The following is a 15,613-nucleotide window of genomic DNA, read 5'->3' as shown; positions in this document are numbered from 1 at the left end:
CGGTGCGCACCTCACTCGAGGTCGCCGATATCTTCCGGAGCAGCGGGCCGGCCTATCGCGCGGCCCATGCCGGGCATCTCAGCCTCGGCCAGCTCAAGGTCATGACGGCCATCGAGAACTGCCGCACCGCCGCGCTGGGCGGTCACGTCGAGGCCTGCGACGACTGCGGGCACTGGCGGGTCGCCTATAACTCGTGCCGCAACCGGCACTGCCCCAAGTGCCAAGGCGCCGCCGCGCGCACCTGGCTGGCCGCGCGCGAGGCTGACCTGTTGCCGGTTGGCTACTTCCACGTCGTGTTCACCCTGCCTAACGAGGTCGCAGACATCGCCTTCCAGAACAAGGCGGTGGTCTATGACCTGCTGTTCCGCGCAGCCGCGGACACGATGCTGATCATCGCCGCCGATCCCAAGCACCTTGGCGCGCGGATCGGCATCACCGCCGTGCTGCACACATGGGGATCGGCACTGACCCACCATCCGCACGTGCACATGATCGTGCCTGGCGGTGGCATCGCGCGCGACGGCACGCGCTGGATCTCGTCGCGCCCCGCATTCCTGCTGCCGGTGCGCGTGCTGGGCGCCTTGTTCCGCCGTCTGTTCGTCACCCGTCTGCTGGCGCTGTTTGACGCCGGCAAGCTGGGCTTCTTCGGCGCTCAGGCTCATCTTGCCGCCCGCAAGGCGTTCCTGCAGCATTTCTCGCCGATCCGGAAGAAGCGCTGGGTGGTCTATGCCAAGCCACCCTTTGCCGGGCCGCAGGCGGTGCTGGCCTATCTCTCGCGCTACACGCACCGGGTTGCCATCTCGAACCGACGGCTCATCACCTTCGACGAGACCGGTGTGACGTTCCGCTACAAGGACTATCGCCGCCCTGCTGCTGAACGCCAGCAGGTCATGACGCTGGCGACGGACGAGTTCATCCGCCGCTTCCTGATCCACGTTCTGCCGCGCGGCTTCCACCGCATCCGGCATTACGGCCTGCTCGCCAGTTCGACCCACAAGGATACCATGGCACTGGCCCGCAGACTGCTGGGCGTTACTGTACCGGTCGAGGAGCCCGAACCCGACGAACCTCCCGACCATCGCCCGCCATGCCCATGTTGCGGCGGGCACATGACCATAATCGAGGCCTTTGCCCGCTGGTGCCAGCCCCGCGCGCCGCCATCATCGGCATCGCCAATCCGGGGGAATGCGCCATGATCCGGCATGACTCAGGCTGCACGACGGTCGCGCCCATGGCGTCCTGGCCGATGACCCAGTGCATGCCCATTCCGGAATCGAGCCCAGCGCAGGGCACACCGACCAGCAAAACCACCACCGTCCGCACTCTGATGCCGCACAAAGTCACGTTGATCCGGCCAGAACCGACACTTGCGGATCAGCGTCGCTTACCCGTCCGAACCACCCCAAAGCCGCTTTACCCATAGACCAGCGCGTGGGGCCCGCGGGTTCCTGCACTGGAGGCTTTCGTACGCAAGCGCCCGAAACCCTTCACAAAATGCGTCGTTCACCGCTCGGGCTTCTAACGGCAGCTTGTTTCGGAACCTGCCGTTTGCTCGTTGCGAACCTTCGTGGCCGCCCAACAAGGGATTACAATCGCTGCGACACCGGTATGGCTTTTGGTCGATGAGTCGCGATGGAGGATCCGGTGCAGATCTCCAGGATAGACCTTCACCAAGATGATTGCCTCAACTCAGACTGTTACTAGATGATCGGCAAGAAAGGGCCTCCGCCGTCGATGGATCGTGAAATCGAAGATATGTCCCTACGCCTGAAGCAAGGGCTTCTCTGCCACGGATTGACCGTCACGGCCGCCCATTGAATGTTCCAGGTCGCCAGCACCTTCGATGCGGCGAGCAGCGGCAATGAGGTTCTGCTTTTAAAGAACAACTGGAACGACCGGTTCACCTGGATCACTCAGTTCTATGTCACGGTCGTCGATGCGGACGGCACGCGCACCCATGCCCTCCCAGCACGACAACGATGTTCACTACGTCCGGTAAGTCGAGCATGGACTCCCCATCAACGATCTCGCCTGCCATCTGAAGTGCCATCAAGATCCCGACCGAGATGGCGATACCCAACTCGGCCAGCACGCTGCGCATCCCCAAAGCCGACCGGGCGTCACAAAGATTTACAATCGTCGCCAACTCCTGTTGCCTGAAGGGCCGATAACAGCCTCAGACATCAAGGAGGCGGTTATGCGGCAGGACGATCGACACTGGACACGGATCATCCTGCGGCCCGATCCGTCCCCTTGATTGCATACCGCAATTTCCCCTTTGCGCTGGCTGTTGTCCCTTGCTCCTCCCCCTGGACGGCCAGCGCCGACGCGGTGCGGATCCTCGCCCCCCGGATCCGCACCGCGTCTTCTTGTTCGAAAGGCTTCACCATGAACCATTATCCGATCGCGGTCGCGACCGCATTGCTCGCCAGCGTGTCGACTATCGCCAATGCTGCCCCGGCCATGACGCTCTATCCACAGCAGATTGGCGCGGAAACGGCGCGCTATCAGCATGGCAGCGCGACCATTTCCCTGAAATCACCGACGGCCACCGTCGAAATTCGGCCCCTGCCGGTGGAAGACGGACGCGCCGCCTTTTCCATTGCCATCTTCAACCATGACGGCCGCCCCGCCAATCTGGGGATGGAAAATATCACCGCTGTCGTGAACGGCATTCCGACACCCGTTCCCACCTATGCGCAACTGGCGGAAGCAGCCGAGCGGAAGGCACGCCAGGCGAAGATCGGTACTGCGCTGTTCGCCGGCGTGCTGGCAGGCGTCGCATCCACCGCATCGAACCAGGGCAGCTATTATCGCCATGTCCGTGGCCCGCGCGGCGGCTTTACCCAGGCCATTCACTGGCAGGACGATACGCCTGGCGTGATCGGCGCGACGGCCGCGGTCGCAGGCGGCGCGATGGTGATCGGCGGCATCGACCGCAAGCTCGACTACACGCTGGACCAGTTGGGAACCCAGATCTTACAGACGACCACGATCGACCCCGGCAGCAGCTTTGGCGGCATGGTCATCCTGCCGATCGATCGGGACGCCGGCCATCCGGCCGATATCAGGGTCAATGTCGCCTTTGACGGCAGGGTCTATGCCTTCGGATTTCGCCTGACGCGCTCGGGCATCGGCGTGCCTGCGCCCGTGCCCGCGGCGGCAAGGGCGGACGCGCCCGGCGTCCAGGCATTGCCTGTCGACCTTGCCGGCGAAGGTGGCGGCGAATGACCATGGCGGAAAGGGGCCGGATGTGCGCAGCGGCGATACCGCTGGTCGGCGCCCTGCTGTTGTTGCCAGCGTGCGCCGGCACAGCCGTCCATGACCTCAGCATGGCGCCCGCGCGGTCGCAGCAGATACCCGGCGCCATTGGGGTGCGGGTGACGCTGGCGCCGGACATCCGGTCCGATCCCGATGCGGGCAAGGCCGCGCATCGTCTGCAGGCCGAACTGGTCAAGGCCTATCGCAAGGCTGGCCTCCCCGCCTCCGTCACGCCGGACGGGCAGCCCTCTCCCGGCGAAGCCACGGTAAGAGTCCAGATCGTCCGGGCGGACCCCGGCAACAGCACCGAACGGTTGCTGATCGGCTTCGGCGCGGGTCGATCAGCCCTGCTCACCAAAGCCTCGTTCGACATCGCCGGACAAGCCGGCCCGGCCATGTCCTTTTCCGCCACCGCCAAGGATGGGCGCAAGCCCGGCCTGATCGTGCCGGGCGCTGTGGCGGCCGCCACCGGCGAATTGTCGCGCCTTGCCATCGGTGGTGGCGTCAGCCTGCTGGTGGGACGCCGCAGCGGGCTGGACGGAGGCGCCAAGCGATCCGCCGCTCTCATCGTCAAGCAAACGCGGCAATTGTACCGCGCGTCCGGCTGGCCCTGGCCATCCGACAAGGGCTGCCCCTCCCCCTCTTGCCAGCAAGGTTCCCGCAATGAAGATGCATCCCCCCATCCAGCCGCCGCTTCCTGAAATTCCGCTGGTCGACAATATGTTCGCACCAGAAATATTAGCTGGCGGCCTGACCGGCCTGTCACTGCTCAACGGCATCGTGACGGTCACGCTGGAAAATCCAAGGGCCGACCATGGCCGCCCCGATCCCGGCCTGGAACGTGTTGCCCCGATAAGATGATCTTGCCCCGAAAGGACAGCCCATGGCTGCGACATTTTCCTTCAGCATTCAACAGCAGCTGGTGCTGACCGCCGCCCGTCAGTGGTGTCGGGCGCGGCACCTGCACATCCCTGCCCAGCCGCATCTCTACCGCAAGCTCGCCCGCCACGGTTGCGGACAGCTGGCTCCCGCCTGCGACAGCCTGATGAGGCTATCCGAACTCGTGCTGGGGCATCCGTTTCGCTGCGGTGCCGGCCTGGCCCTGTCGGAGGATGAATGGCGACTGCTCGACATGATCGAAGGGCGCGAGCGCCAATTGGTCCACGAATGCAGCGTCGCGCTGGCGAGCGCTTTCCGCCATGCCATCAGGTCGCTGCACATCATGATAGACATGGCCTTTAACATCGACAGCGGCGAGCCGGTGAAGCGTACCGTCGCTTCGACCGGCCTGATCGCCGCCTGATCGCCAGACACGATCATTTCATCAGCGCATTCACTCCGGTCAGCGTCTCATCGCCCAGATCGCCGGTCGCGGCGGCGAGCTGGAGCCGGGCCGTCATATAATCATATATGGCCTGACGCCGGTCGCGGTCGGTCGAAAAGCTCTGGCTCTGCGCATTCAGGACATCATCCTGCGTGCGGATGCCTACCTCCCGCCCGGTATTGGCGGCATCCTGCTGCAAGCCGGCCGATCGGTTCGCGGTGTTCAGGGCCGCTATGCGGCGCGCGCCGGTCGATACGGCATGCCAGGCCTGCTGCGCCTGAAGACGAGCATCCCGCCGCGCGGCATCCAGGGCGCGCTCGGCCTTGACGGCGTTGGCGCGGGCTTCCCGTTCCTTCGACTGAATCGCCCCACCGGCATAGAGCGGAATGGTGATACGCAGCCCGGCCGACGCCGACTGGATGCGGTCGGGAATGATGCCATTGCCCCCTTCCCCGCCCAGCCGATACTGGCCCTGATAACCGGCGACGCCTTCGACGACGGGGCGTCCCGCAAGGCCGTAGCGGTCGATATCGGCTCCTGCGGCCTTTGCCTGATGCTCGGCCGCCTTCACCAGCGGCGACTGACGCTCCGCCTGCTCGATGGATGCTTCCAGCGTCACGAGCGGCAACGGCGCGGCGAAATTCCCGGCGGGTCGGTCCAACCCTTCCGCCGGCAAGCCCGTCAGTTCGGAAAAATCGGCACGGGCATAGGCCAACTCGGCCTCGGCGCCGATGCGCTGTGCTTCACTCGCGTCGCGGCGGGCCTCCGCCTCGCGCACGTCGGTGATGCGCGCGCGCCCGGCATCGAAACGCGCCTGCGCAGCGCGCCGTTGCTGTTCTGCCGCATCGACCTGTGCCTGATAGGAGCTTAGCCTGTCCTCGGCCGCCAGCACCTTGAAATAGGCCTGCGATACACGAAGGATGAGTTGTTGCTGCTCGCCGGCAAACTGCACATCGGCGCCGGCCGCCTTTTCGCGCAGCTGGATCGACTGTGCATGTTTAGATGCATCATACAAAGGCTGAACCGCCTGCACGCCAACGGTCGCCCGGCCGCTCGATCGGCTTCCGGTAAAGACCGGGTCCAGTTCTTCCGGGAAACGGGCGTTGGTTTCTGTGACATTATATTGGTATCCGCCCTGAAGCTGTACGCTGGGCCGCTTGAGCGCCCGCGCCTGAACGGCGGCCTCCTGCCCCGCGTCGCGCTCAGCCTGCGCGCCCAGATGATCGGGATCATGCGCCGCCGCTGCTTGCCATGCCTCCATGAGGTCGGTCGCATGGGCGGGCGGCGCGAGCATGGCCGCTGCGGTACAGAGGAAAAGGCGCTTCATGCGGAAATCTCCTGGCTGTCGGCGCGATGCTGCGGGCGGTCGAAGACCAGCTCGTAGAGCGCGGGCAGGACGATGAGGGTAAGGATGGTGGCGACCATCAGGCCGCCCATGATCGCCCAGGCCATCGGCCCCCAGAAGGTCGACCGGGTGAGCGGGATCATGGCGAGGATGGCGGCGAGCGCGGTCAGCAGGATCGGGCGCAGACGATGGACGGCGGCTTCGCGCACGGCCTCCCGCATCGCCAGGCCATGGCCCGACAAGGTGTCGATCTGCGCGATCAGGATGACCGAATTGCGCAGCACCATGCCGAACAGCGCCAGCGATCCCAGCATGGCGACGAAGCCGAAGGGGATGCGGAACAGGGCCATGATGAGCGCCACGCCGATCAGCGCCAGCGGCCCGGTCGCCAGCACCACCAGCATCCGCTTCACATTCTGGAGCTGGAGCATCAGCAGGATGACGATCACGAAGATGGCGAAGGGCACGGCGGCCATGGTCGCCTTCTGGTTGATGCTGCTCTGTTCTTCCGACCCGCCCTTGACGATGGAGGCGCCGGACGGAAGATCGCGGCGCAGCGCCTCGATCTGCGGTTCGATCCGCTTCGTCAGGTCGCTTGCCTGCTCGCCTTCGACATCGGCGGAGATGGTGATGGTCGGCTGACGGTTGCGCTGGTAGATGACGGCCGGTTCGCTGCCCGCCGATACATGGCCAAGCTGGGCCAGCGGCACTGCGCCATTGGGGGTGGAGATCGGCAGGTTGGCGATGCGACCAAGGTCGGTCCGCTCCGCCGCACTCAGGCGAAGCACCACGTCGAGGGCCAGATCGCGATCCCGAAAGCTGGTGGTACCCGCCCCGCCAATCGCCGCCTGCAACGATTGCTGCACCGCCTGCGTCGACAGGCCGATCGCGCGAACCTTATCCTGATCCAGGTCGATCCGAATGGCCTTGAGCGGTTCGCCCAGATCGCTGTTCACGTCGCGCGCGTGACTGTCCGCACGGATCAGTTCCTCCAGCTTCTTCGCGACCGGCACGATCTGCGCAAGGTCCGGTCCCGCCACACGATACTGCACGGGCTGGCCGACCGACGGGCCATTTTCCAGACGGCTGACACGGCCGCGCGCTTCGGGGAAATGCATGGCGAACAGGCTCTGGATGCTGGCGATCACGCCTTCGCGCGCTTCCTCATCCCTGGTCTGGAGCACGAGTTCGGCCAGCGTGATATCGGGCGTCTGGACATTGAGCGGCAGGTAGAAGCGCGGCGATCCACCCCCGACATAGGCAGTGGTGGACACCACCCGGTCATCGCGCGCCAGCAGCTTTTCCATGCGGGCGGCGACGGCCTGCGTCTGGGCGAAGCTTGCATTTTGCGACAGCTGAAGGTCGACCACCAGTTCGGGTCGGTCGGACGCGGGAAAGAATTGACGGGGCACGCCGATCTGGAACAGCAGCATCGACCCCAGAAACATGGCGAGCGCGACCGCCACCACCGTCTTGCGCCGGTCGAGGCAGCGGTCGAGCACGCGCCGGAACCAGCCGTAGAAGCGGCCTTCATATTGTTCTTCGGGCTCTCCCGCGTCGTCACGCGCATCCGCGCGCTGGGGCAGCAGATGATAGGCGATGAACGGCGTGAAAATGACCGCGACGATCCACGACAGGACCAGCGAAATGGCGATTACCTGAAACAGCGAGATCACATATTCGCTGGCTGTCGCCTTCGACATGGCGATCGGCAGGAAACCGGCGACGGTGATGAGCGTGCCGACCAGCATCGGCACCGCCGTCACGCTATAGGCGCTGACGGCCGCCCGCGTCCGGGTCCATCCCGCCTCCAGATGCGTCGCCACCGCCTCGACCACGATGATCGCGTCATCAACCAGCAGACCCAGCGCAATGATGAGTGCGCCCAGCGAAATGCGCTGAAGGTCGATGCCTATATACAACATGCACAGGAACGTCATCGCCAGCACCAGCGGGATGCACAGCGCCACCACGATGCCCGGCCGCCAGCCCAGCGACAGGAAATTCACCGCCAGCACGATGACGATCGCCTCGATCAGCGATGTCGTGAATTCGCCGACGGATTCGTCGACCACATGGGTCTGGTCGGACACGGTATGAATGCCCACGCCGACCGGCATTTCGGACTGGAGGGCAGCGATCGTGCGCTTCAGATCCTCGCCGAGGCGCGCGACGTCACCGTCCGACCGCAGGCTGATGCCCACACCGACCGCGTCCTTCGCTCCGAAACGCATCCTGAACGTCGCAGGATCGACCGGCTTGCGTTCGACCCTGGCTATGGCGTCGAGCCGAACGCTTTTGCCGTTTGCGACGATCGGCGTTGCGGCAATGGCCTCCACCGATGCGAAATCGCCCGTCACCTGCATCCGCACCCGTTCCGCGCCGGCCTCTACGATCCCTGATGCAGCGACCGCGTTGGTGGTGTCGAGCGCGTCGGCTATCGCCTGCGCAGAGATGCCCGACATGGCGAGACGCGCACTGTCATAGGTGACATAGATGGCTTCATCCTGCGCGCCGATGATCTGCGTCTTGGCGACATCGGGCAGCGCCTGGATACGGTCGCGCAGCGTCTCGGCATAGCGTTTGAGCACCGGATAGGAAAAGCCGTCGCCCGTGACGGCATAGATATTGCCGTAGGTCGTGCCGAATTCGTCATTGAAGGCCGGTCCGACGACCCCGTCGGGCAGGTCCGCGCGATTGTCGGTCACGGTCTTGCGGATGCGATACCAGATATCGGGGACGGCGCTGCTCTTGACCGTCGATATGAGCGTGACGTTGAGCGTCGCCTGACCCGGTCGGGCCTTGCTCTTCACATAATCGATCTCGGCGATATTCTCGGTCAACACCGTCTCGATCGGCTTGATCACCTGTTGCGACATCTGCTGCGCCGTCGCGCCGGGCCAGCCGACGGTAATCATCATCGTCTTGACGGTGAATTCGGGGTCTTCCTTGCGCCCCAGCGCCATGTAGGAAAACAGGCCCGCAACGGCCGCCAGCACCAGCAGGAAGCCGACCATCTGCTGATGGGTGAGCGCCCAGCGGGACAGGTTCATGCCCTTCATGTCGATGCTCATGACTGCGGCACCTGCACGATACGAACCTTCTCGCCCGCACGCAGCAGATGCACCCCGGCCGTGACGATGGTCTCGCCCGGTTTCAGGCCGGACCGGATGGTCAGCATGTCGCCCTGCGCCGCGCCGATCTGCACGGCGCGCGGCTGCACCACCATCGTTCGCTGGTCGAGCACCCATGCCTGTGCGCGCCCGTTGGATTGCAGCACGGCGGTCAGCGGCACCCGGACGGCGGCATCGCCGGCATCGCCTTCGACCCGCAATTCGGCGGTTTCGCCCATCAGCAGCGCCTGTGCCGGCGCATCGACGGACAGGCGTGCCGCAAAGGTCCGCGTCGCGGGATCGGCAGCGCCCGATATGCTGCGCAGTCTGGCGGCATAATGCCGGCCCGGGCTGCTCCACACGCTCACGCTCAATCGTGAGGCGGACCGGACCCGGTCCAGACTGCCTTCCGGGAGCGCCACCGCGATTTCCGGCCGGGACGGGTCGGCCAGCGTCACGATCGCCTGTCCCGCGCCCACGACCTGACCAACCTCACCCTGAATCTGCGTGACGACGCCGGCGCGCGGCGCCGTGAGGACGGTGCGGCCCAGCTGCGCCGATGCCGTTCCGCTCTGGGCGCCGGCGGCACGCAACTGCGCCTGCGCCTGAACGGCCGCCGCCTTCTGCTGATCGAACTCTGCGGGGGAAATGAAGCCCTGCTTCAGCAATTCGCGCGACCGCGCCAGATCAGCCTGCTGCACGGCGGCGGCGGTCCGGGCCGAACCGCTCTGCGCCGCCGCGCTGTCCAGCGCCCGCGCATAATCGCTGTTGTCGAGACGCAGCAACGTCTGGCCCGCATGGACGCTGCTGCCAAGGTCGATCCTGCGCTCGACGATCCGGCCCGCCACTTCGAAACCGATCTGGCTTTCGAAGGCGGACCGGATTTCGCCGGCATAGGTTGTGCCGATGCCGGCATCGGCGCCGATGCGCTGGACGGCCACGGCACGCCGTTCATCCCTGACCTGCGGCTCATCCCGACAGGCCGGAAGCAGCAGCAACGCGATCGGTACGATATGGGCAAAACGTGCCATTCCATCCCCATGGAAAAAGGCCGCCGAGGCAGGCCGGTTCATGCAAGGCCAAGGGAATGGAGCAGGTCTGCAACCATCTGATACGCACTTTGTAACGCTATGTAACAGGCTGGCGGCGCTAGGCGCGCGTTCAGCCTGGTCAGTCGCCGATAGTGCCGGACCATGAGGCCGACCCGCCATTGGGACCGGTCATGTTGCGATGATAGGTTGCGGTCCCGTCGCCATTGGCTGTCGCGCTGGTCGATCGCCCCCAGCTTTTTCCGCTGTTGGTCACATGACTGGTGGAGCCGTGGAACTGCCCGTCCTGCGCCTGATACCCGCGCTGGCTGCTGAAGCCACGTCCGTCATTGGTCTGGACATTGCGACTCATGGCTGCCTGCCCGCCGCCGCGCGAGGCGTTGTAGCTGCTGTGCAGCCCTCGCCCATTCGGCCCCTGCACGTTGCGGCTGTGGCTATATTGAAAGGAACGGTTGCGGGCTTCGGCCGTCGATATGCTGGCTGCGATGGCCAGGGTCGAAACGATGATCGTGGTGAATTGGCGCAATGTCATGATGCATACTCCTTCTCCGCGTCAGCAAAAGGCGCGGGACGGGACATGTCGCACCGCGCCGTGAACGGCCTTGCCGCATAATGTGTCGGATATTTGCAGCGGGATCGGGCGCCGGATCGCGCTGTTACAAACCGTAATCTGTCTTCACCCGGGGGTCGAACATGCTGCGGTGGCGCGCGCTATATCGGCCACGCTCATTTTGGGCCTGATACAAGGAGAATGACATGAAATATCTGACGAGCGCCCTGTCGCTGGCCGCCGCGGTCATCGCCCAGAGCCCGACCGCCATGGCGCAGGATGCGTCGGCAAAGGCCAGGGAAATGTTCATCAAGGCCGACACCAATCAGGATGGCGCGCTGTCGCTGGAAGAATGGAAGGCGGCCGGTCGCCGCGATCGTGGTTTCGCGATGATCGACGCCGACAAGGACGGCAAGGTCACACCGGACGAACTGCGCGCCGCCGCCGCAAAACGTGGCAAATGATCAATTCCCCCTGGAACCATGCTAGATGGTTCCGGGGGCGCTGCACCATCGGCACAGGCGCTGACGACAAAGAGGTATGGCATGGTGGCCGAAACGCAGGCATCAAATGGCAAGGTCGCGATTGTCGAGGATGATCCCGGCATTCGAGATCTGGTGCGCATGTTGCTGACCCGTGAGGGGTTTGAAGTTCTGGCCATGGAAAATTCGGCCGGTCTCGACGTCGATGGCGTGCTGGAACGGCTCGATTGCCTGATCCTCGACCTGATGTTGCCCGGCGAGGATGGGCTGGAAATATGCCAGCGCCTGCGCGCCCGCTGGCCGCGCCTGCCGATCCTGATCGTCACGGCGAAAGACGATCCGATCGACCGGATCATCGGGTTGGAAATCGGCGCCGACGATTATCTCGCCAAGCCGTTCAACAAGCGGGAATTGCTGGCGCGGCTGCGCTCCATCATTCGCCGGACCCGTGACATAGACACGGCCGCCAGCGAGGAGAATGGCGACAGTTTCCGGTTTGACGGCTGGCTGCTGCGCCTGGGCGCGCGCGATCTGACCAACCCGGCGGGCGAGCCGGTGGGCCTGACCACCAGCGAATTCGACCTGCTCCATGCGCTGGTGCTACACCCACGCCGCATCCTGTCGCGCGAACTGCTGATCGACTGGACACGGGGCGGTCATGCCAGTCCGGTCGATCGCGTCATCGACGTGCAGATGAGCCGGCTTCGGCGCAAGCTGGGCGACGATCCGCGCGAACCCGTGATGATCCGCACCGTGCGGGGCGACGGCTATCTGTTCGCACCGGCCGTCACCCGATGCTGAAGCTGCGCCCGCCCCGGTTGCGAGAGCGGATAGGCCTCATCGTCCTGCTCCATCTGCTGGCCATGATTGCCGTCATTCTGCTGTTCCTGGAACAGACGGACATGCGCAAGATGGCCCCGCTATATCGGGTGCCCGTTCCCGAAAAGGTCGCTTTGGTCGTCACCGCATTCGAACGCACGCCGCCCAGATCGCATCCCGATCTTGTCCGCGCCTTTTCCGATGCGACCATGCGCGTCACCATGCTGGCGGCACTGCCTGCGGGCCAGGCATCCTCCGCCACGCCCACGACCCTGTCCCGCTATCAGGAGGCTTTGGGCGGCAGGCCGTTCCGCATCGAAACATCAGGCGACATCGGCCCCGCAGACCTCGACATGCGCCCCGCCGTCACGATGAACCCCGTGCGGATATCGGTCGCCCTGTCCGGCGGCGATGCCATTATGATCGAACAGATGGTCGCAGCGCCGCTGACCAAGATCGTCAACAATCTGATGCTGTTCCTAGCCGCCGTTGCGATTGTCGATATCGCTGTCATCCTGTGGCTGGCCGCGCAGACGACGCGGCCTGTCGAACGGCTGGCCCGCGCTGTCCGCGAGGACAGGCTGGATGCGCTGAAGCCCGACGGCCCGCGCGAGATCGTGGAACTGGGCGAAGCGTTCCGGCAATTGCGCCAGCATCTGCGGACGCTGCTTGATGAACGAACGCGCATGCTCGCGGCCATCGCACATGATTATCGCACCTATCTGACCCGCATGGACCTGCGCAGCGAATTTATTGAGGATGACGAACAGCGTGCCCTCGCTGGCAAGGATATCGAGGAAATGCGCGACCTGCTGAGCGACACGCTTACCTTCGCACGGGAATCGGCCGCGACCGACCTAGACATGGCGACATGCGACATTCGCGCCGAACTGGCGCTGGTCGCCGAAGAGCGCCTACAGCGCAACCAGCATGTGGACGTCGCGCCCCTGCCCCATGCCGTCCATGCCCATGTCTCCCATATTTCCTTCCAGCGCATGATGGCCAACCTGCTGGACAATGCGGTTCGCTACGGCGGCGGACAGGCGCGTATCCTTGTCGAACCCGACGGCCCGTTCATCCGCATCATGGTGGAGGATGACGGCCCCGGCGTACCCGAACCCAGCCTGCCGCGCCTGACCGAACCGTTCGAGCGGCTCGAGCCGTCGCGCGCGCGCAGGACGGGGGGCGTGGGCCTTGGCCTGTCGATCGTCCAGGCACTGACCCAGCGCTACCGGGGCGACCTGGTGCTGGAAAATCGCGCGGAAGGCGGGTTTCGCGCCATCCTGTTGCTCCGCAGTGCAGGAGGAACCGGACCGGCATGACCGACACGGACTGATACATGGCACCCGACCGGATGATGCAAAGGCCATCCATATCAGGCTTCCCACCCAAGGAGTCCGATCATGCCCCGGTTTTTCAATCCCCAATCCCTCACGAAGCACGGTGTCAGCGTCAGCGCCGCTTTTGCAGGCAGCGTGACCCTGTTCCTGTCCGTCATGGCCATAATGGCCAGTCCCGCCGCAGAGGCGCAGGTCGTCCGGCATACGACCGTCGCGCCCCGCGCCGGGGTCGTGCACAGCCGCACCGTCATCGTCGATCGCGGCCGTCCCGGCTGGTGGCGCGGCCACCCCGGATTTGTCCATTATCACGGGCCGCGCCATGGCCATTATTTCGCGCCCGGCTACGGCTATTACCCCATCCCGCCCAGACATGCGCATAGCGTTTGGATCGTCGGTGGCACCCTCCCCCTGTCGATGCGCCATTATGTCGTCGTCAATCCGGTCGGCTATGGACTGTCCCCAGCACCGACCGGCCATATCTGGTGCTATGCGGGAACGAATTTCGTGCTGATCTCCCGACACACCGGCGTCATCATCCAGTCCGTTGCCGGTGGTTGGTGAAAAAGCGACACTCGCTGGCAGTGCTTCTGACTGCCAGCGGCCCATACCGGTCTTTCCGCCGACGATTCCCAATGCTCAGGTGCAGTCCGCCAAGGACTTGCAACTCGCGACCAACTCAAGTCGCTCGGATGCGACGTTAGCAGGTCGGCTTACGGCGGAACTGGCCATTCACTGGTTACAAAGCTGCCTTCCGCAGTGCGCCATTATGTTCATTCGGCATGCCAGTAGGGAATTCCGAGCACAGTCAAGCTCGACGGATTCGTTGAGCACTCACTCCAAAATGAGCGCTTAAACTTCAAGTCACGAGACCCCAGATAAAATTGATCGAAATTTGACATGAAAACAGTGCTTAATCCTAATGTTTCAAGGTATTGGGCGTGTCTCTGCATCGCGCTCCCACACAACTTGATCAATGGACTTTCAGAAAATTACGATCTTGCTGGCGAAGTATATCGTCTCAAAGAATCGTTTTCCGTCATTACCGAAAATGCTACTATCAACTCAACATTCCGCCGATCATTGAAAATGAGCGGACATTCCTCGGGCTCGCAGCCGATTAAAGTTGTTTGCGGTTGCCGCAAAACGGGGGATTACATATGTTCAGGAGCAATCTTGCGGCAGCGGTTAAACCGCCGCACGAAACTCACTATAAACAATTTTCAACACTTCTACGGGAACGGGCGATTGGCGCAGTAACTCGCTGCATGACGGGCGCCATGCTTCTTTTGGCGACCTCCGGCTGCAGCACGACCCGCTTCACGCAGACCGCCGGACAGTTCGGCGCGCTGACCCGAAGCGCTGCCGAACAGCAGAATGAGCGTCTGGGCGCAGTGGCGGCGGACGAGATTGAGCGATACCGGCAGAGCTTGGCAGAGACGAAAACGGAGCTCAGGTTCCGGGATTGCGCGAGGACACTCGCCGATGTTCCGCCCGATCCGGAATCCGCGCTCGTCAAACCATTTCCGCGCTGCAGGCTCACGGAACGGGTATCACAGGGAGAATTTCGGGAACTCGCTCCCGACGTCCGATTCGAGAACATCACGACTCTCAATTCCGCTTTGGTAGACTACGCCAGCGGCCTGGTGCTGCTCGCCGCGGACGCTTCGGAAGATCAACAAACCTTCACCGCTTCGGTGAGCAATCTGGCGTCTTCGATCGGAGGACTGGACGGCGCGATCCGCAAAGTCACCGGCTCCAGCGAGGAAGATTCTGCGGCTAAGCTCAACGCGGTCGGGACGCTCGTCGCGAAACTGGGCAATCTCTACTTTGCCGCGCGTCGTCAAAGCGTCCTCAAGCATATGATCATTGAAGCCGACCCACTGGTCCAGCGCTCCGCGGCAATCCTCGGCGACGCCGACTCTCAGCTCGACCTTTATGATCGGCTTCCGCTCTACGAAGCGGTCGTTAAGGCGCAGCAGAATGCGGATGAAGTGCGCGCGGGAGGCGATGTCACTGCGATCCGTTCCGCGCAGGACAAGCTGTTTACCGCAGTCGAGCGATTCAACGCGTATCAAATCGACCGCTCACGCTTTGCCGCGATCGGCGCGGCTCACGCCAAGCTCGTCGAGGCGGCCAAAGCCGGAGCGACGATCAAGGAGTTGCACGAAGCCATAGTCGCCATCGTCGATCTTGCGAGCACTATCGGTGAGACCAAGAGCGCCTTTGAAACGGAGAAACAGTGATGGCCGTTCAAGTTAAAACTCTGCCAGTCTATAAGAGCCCGATCCAAAAGTTGTTGAGCAATACCAGCATGTTATGATTCACGCCGT

15 protein-coding genes are annotated in these 15,613 nt (G+C 63.8%); 10 read left to right on the top strand and 5 right to left on the bottom strand.

Translation table 11 applies throughout. The annotated features are described in order from the left end of the window. Positions 1-2 precede the first annotated feature (2 nt). Complete coding sequence (locus tag ACI6S0_RS24135; RefSeq protein ID WP_010335857.1) at positions 3-1,196, top strand: IS91 family transposase; 1,194 nt, start codon at positions 3-5, stop codon at positions 1,194-1,196. Positions 1,197-1,924: 728 nt separating this feature from the next. On the opposite strand, the gene ACI6S0_RS24130 is transcribed toward ACI6S0_RS24135, so the two are convergent. Continuing rightward, on the bottom strand, positions 1,925-2,146 hold the full coding sequence (locus ACI6S0_RS24130) for a hypothetical protein (protein ID WP_063976910.1): 222 nt from the start codon (positions 2,144-2,146) through the stop codon (positions 1,925-1,927). Positions 2,147-2,388: 242 nt separating this feature from the next. On the opposite strand from ACI6S0_RS24130, the gene ACI6S0_RS24125 reads away from it, so the two are divergent. Genes ACI6S0_RS24125 through ACI6S0_RS24110 form a run of 4 tightly spaced genes read left to right on the top strand, consistent with a single transcriptional unit; the run spans position 2,389 to position 4,564 of the window. Then, positions 2,389-3,231, top strand: a complete 843-nt coding sequence (locus tag ACI6S0_RS24125; RefSeq protein WP_048938958.1) for a hypothetical protein — start codon at positions 2,389-2,391, stop codon at positions 3,229-3,231. Beyond that, positions 3,228-3,962 (top strand): DUF4410 domain-containing protein, encoded by a 735-nt coding sequence (locus ACI6S0_RS24120; RefSeq protein ID WP_048938957.1) that lies wholly within the window; start codon positions 3,228-3,230, stop codon positions 3,960-3,962. The genes ACI6S0_RS24125 and ACI6S0_RS24120 overlap by 4 nt, the downstream gene beginning before the upstream one ends. Continuing rightward, the gene (locus ACI6S0_RS24115) at positions 3,925-4,122 is read left to right on the top strand and encodes a hypothetical protein (RefSeq protein ID WP_125988448.1); all 198 of its coding nucleotides are present in this window, start codon (positions 3,925-3,927) and stop codon (positions 4,120-4,122) included. Before ACI6S0_RS24120 ends, ACI6S0_RS24115 begins: the two co-directional genes overlap by 38 nt. A gap of 22 nt (positions 4,123-4,144) precedes the next feature. Then, the gene (locus tag ACI6S0_RS24110) at positions 4,145-4,564 is read left to right on the top strand and encodes a hypothetical protein (protein ID WP_048938955.1); all 420 of its coding nucleotides are present in this window, start codon (positions 4,145-4,147) and stop codon (positions 4,562-4,564) included. A gap of 13 nt (positions 4,565-4,577) precedes the next feature. On the opposite strand, the gene ACI6S0_RS24105 is transcribed toward ACI6S0_RS24110, so the two are convergent. The 4 genes from ACI6S0_RS24105 to ACI6S0_RS24090 form a co-directional block, all read right to left on the bottom strand. After that, the gene (locus ACI6S0_RS24105) at positions 4,578-5,912 is read right to left on the bottom strand and encodes a TolC family outer membrane protein (protein WP_048938954.1); all 1,335 of its coding nucleotides are present in this window, start codon (positions 5,910-5,912) and stop codon (positions 4,578-4,580) included. Then, a complete protein-coding gene (locus ACI6S0_RS24100) occupies positions 5,909-9,004 on the bottom strand; it encodes an efflux RND transporter permease subunit (protein ID WP_199909693.1) in 3,096 nt (1,031 codons plus the stop codon). Before ACI6S0_RS24100 ends, ACI6S0_RS24105 begins: the two co-directional genes overlap by 4 nt. After that, complete coding sequence (locus tag ACI6S0_RS24095) at positions 9,001-10,074, bottom strand: efflux RND transporter periplasmic adaptor subunit (protein ID WP_063976908.1); 1,074 nt, start codon at positions 10,072-10,074, stop codon at positions 9,001-9,003. The genes ACI6S0_RS24100 and ACI6S0_RS24095 overlap by 4 nt, the downstream gene beginning before the upstream one ends. A 139-nt stretch (positions 10,075-10,213) precedes the next feature. Then, a complete protein-coding gene (locus ACI6S0_RS24090) occupies positions 10,214-10,624 on the bottom strand; it encodes a hypothetical protein (RefSeq protein ID WP_048938952.1) in 411 nt (136 codons plus the stop codon). A gap of 224 nt (positions 10,625-10,848) precedes the next feature. On the opposite strand from ACI6S0_RS24090, the gene ACI6S0_RS24085 reads away from it, so the two are divergent. From ACI6S0_RS24085 to ACI6S0_RS24065, 5 genes are all read left to right on the top strand, one after another. After that, positions 10,849-11,106: an EF-hand domain-containing protein gene (locus ACI6S0_RS24085; RefSeq protein ID WP_053094351.1), complete on the top strand. Its 258-nt coding sequence runs from the start codon at positions 10,849-10,851 to the stop codon at positions 11,104-11,106. Between the two features lie 81 nt (positions 11,107-11,187). After that, positions 11,188-11,925, top strand: coding sequence for a response regulator (locus ACI6S0_RS24080; RefSeq protein ID WP_434406006.1), 738 nt, complete (start codon positions 11,188-11,190; stop codon positions 11,923-11,925). Further along, positions 11,919-13,265, top strand: a complete 1,347-nt coding sequence (locus ACI6S0_RS24075) for an ATP-binding protein (RefSeq protein WP_048938950.1) — start codon at positions 11,919-11,921, stop codon at positions 13,263-13,265. Before ACI6S0_RS24080 ends, ACI6S0_RS24075 begins: the two co-directional genes overlap by 7 nt. Before the next feature lie 81 nt (positions 13,266-13,346). Further along, positions 13,347-13,844: an RcnB family protein gene (locus ACI6S0_RS24070; protein WP_048938949.1), complete on the top strand. Its 498-nt coding sequence runs from the start codon at positions 13,347-13,349 to the stop codon at positions 13,842-13,844. 596 nt (positions 13,845-14,440) lie between these two features. Then, entirely contained in the window at positions 14,441-15,526 is a 1,086-nt protein-coding gene (locus tag ACI6S0_RS24065) for a hypothetical protein (RefSeq protein ID WP_139149962.1), read from the top strand. Positions 15,527-15,613: the final 87 nt, after the last annotated feature.

Source organism: Sphingobium sp. DN12, from assembly GCF_051058005.1.
GTDB lineage: Bacteria > Pseudomonadota > Alphaproteobacteria > Sphingomonadales > Sphingomonadaceae > Sphingobium > Sphingobium yanoikuyae.
Note: the sequence above shows the minus strand (reverse complement) of the source record. Positions and strands in the feature narration are given on the sequence as shown.

Excerpts from the sequence above, each read along its gene's own strand:
- ACI6S0_RS24120 (WP_048938957.1), top strand. The coding sequence starts at position 3,228 with ATGACCATGGCGGAAAGGGGCCGGATGTGCGCAGCGGCGATACCGCTG.
- ACI6S0_RS24125 (WP_048938958.1), top strand. The coding sequence starts at position 2,389 with ATGAACCATTATCCGATCGCGGTCGCGACCGCATTGCTCGCCAGCGTG.
- ACI6S0_RS24075 (WP_048938950.1), top strand. The coding sequence starts at position 11,919 with ATGCTGAAGCTGCGCCCGCCCCGGTTGCGAGAGCGGATAGGCCTCATC.
- ACI6S0_RS24065 (WP_139149962.1), top strand. The coding sequence starts at position 14,441 with ATGTTCAGGAGCAATCTTGCGGCAGCGGTTAAACCGCCGCACGAAACT.
- ACI6S0_RS24115 (WP_125988448.1), top strand. The coding sequence starts at position 3,925 with ATGAAGATGCATCCCCCCATCCAGCCGCCGCTTCCTGAAATTCCGCTG.
- ACI6S0_RS24095 (WP_063976908.1), bottom strand. The coding sequence starts at position 10,074 with ATGGCACGTTTTGCCCATATCGTACCGATCGCGTTGCTGCTGCTTCCG.
- ACI6S0_RS24080 (WP_434406006.1), top strand. The coding sequence starts at position 11,188 with ATGGTGGCCGAAACGCAGGCATCAAATGGCAAGGTCGCGATTGTCGAG.
- ACI6S0_RS24105 (WP_048938954.1), bottom strand. The coding sequence starts at position 5,912 with ATGAAGCGCCTTTTCCTCTGTACCGCAGCGGCCATGCTCGCGCCGCCC.
- ACI6S0_RS24090 (WP_048938952.1), bottom strand. The coding sequence starts at position 10,624 with ATGACATTGCGCCAATTCACCACGATCATCGTTTCGACCCTGGCCATC.
- ACI6S0_RS24070 (WP_048938949.1), top strand. The coding sequence starts at position 13,347 with ATGCCCCGGTTTTTCAATCCCCAATCCCTCACGAAGCACGGTGTCAGC.
- ACI6S0_RS24110 (WP_048938955.1), top strand. The coding sequence starts at position 4,145 with ATGGCTGCGACATTTTCCTTCAGCATTCAACAGCAGCTGGTGCTGACC.
- ACI6S0_RS24085 (WP_053094351.1), top strand. The coding sequence starts at position 10,849 with ATGAAATATCTGACGAGCGCCCTGTCGCTGGCCGCCGCGGTCATCGCC.
- ACI6S0_RS24100 (WP_199909693.1), bottom strand. The coding sequence starts at position 9,004 with ATGAGCATCGACATGAAGGGCATGAACCTGTCCCGCTGGGCGCTCACC.